Origin of the sequence: Picosynechococcus sp. NKBG042902 (genome assembly GCF_963864045.1) — a bacterium.
Taxonomy (GTDB): Bacteria; Cyanobacteriota; Cyanobacteriia; order Cyanobacteriales; family MRBY01; genus MRBY01.
On sequence record NZ_CAWLTV010000007.1, the window covers coordinates 1 to 914 of the forward strand.

Here is a 914-nt window from a genome sequence, read left to right on the forward strand (position 1 = left end):
AAGGTAAACTATCACAGCGCCAAATTGCTGAGCAATTCCGGGTTGCCTACAGTTTCGTGCGTAAACTAACTAAGCAATATCGTGAAACAGGAGATATTCAACCCAAGCAGCGCCTCAAACAAACCCCCACTAAACTCAATGAGACTCAACTCATCACCCTGCAACAGCTAGTAAAGCAGCATAATGATGCAACCTTAGCCGAACTCTGTGACCTTCTCGAAGAAACCGTTGGCGTCAGGATTAGTGTGACCACAATGTTTCGGATGCTCCAAAAACTCAAGATAACCCTCAAAAAAAACACTGCATCCCGATGAGAAAGAAACAGAACGAGTACAGCAGCAACGATATGAATTTTGGCAACTGGTGCGGGAGATTTTAGTAAAAGACTTGATCTTTATTGATGAATCAGGGGTTGATTTAGCGCTGACTCGATTACGGGGTCGAGCACCCAGGGGAAAACGTGCCCATGGGAAACGTCCCAGCAAAAGGGGGAAACGAGTATCCATGATTAGTGCCATTAGTCTTGAGAAGGTACTGACCAATGTAAATCTACTGGGCAGTAGTGATGGTCTCACTTTTGAAGCTTTCATACATCGCCAGTTAGTACCTCAGTTATGGCAAGGAGCCTGTGTGATTATGGACAACTGCTCTATCCACAAGGGGAAAGCCATTAGGGACTGTATTGAAGCAGTTGGTGCAAGACTGATATTTCTTCCTCCATACTCGCCAGACTTTTCACCGATTGAGAATTGTTTCTCCAAAGTCAAAAGTATTTTACGTTCGTGGGGAGCCCGTACTTATCCAGAGCTCGCACAAGGGATTGAGGCCGCCTTCTCACAAGTATCAAGCCAAGACTTGCAGAATTGGTTTACCCATTGTTGCTACTCCGCCTCATAAGACTGAAAAACGCTGTA

Annotated in this window: 1 protein-coding gene; it reads left to right on the forward strand. The window is 45.3% G+C overall.

What is annotated here, in order from left to right:
- A protein-coding gene (locus tag AACR41_RS00035) for an IS630 family transposase (RefSeq protein ID WP_152551051.1) occupies positions 1 to 897 on the forward strand; the annotation gives its coding sequence in 2 pieces (ribosomal slippage) (positions 1 to 289 and positions 288 to 897; 899 coding nt annotated over the 2 pieces). This gene is flagged as partial in the annotation.
- Positions 898 to 914: the final 17 nt, after the last annotated feature.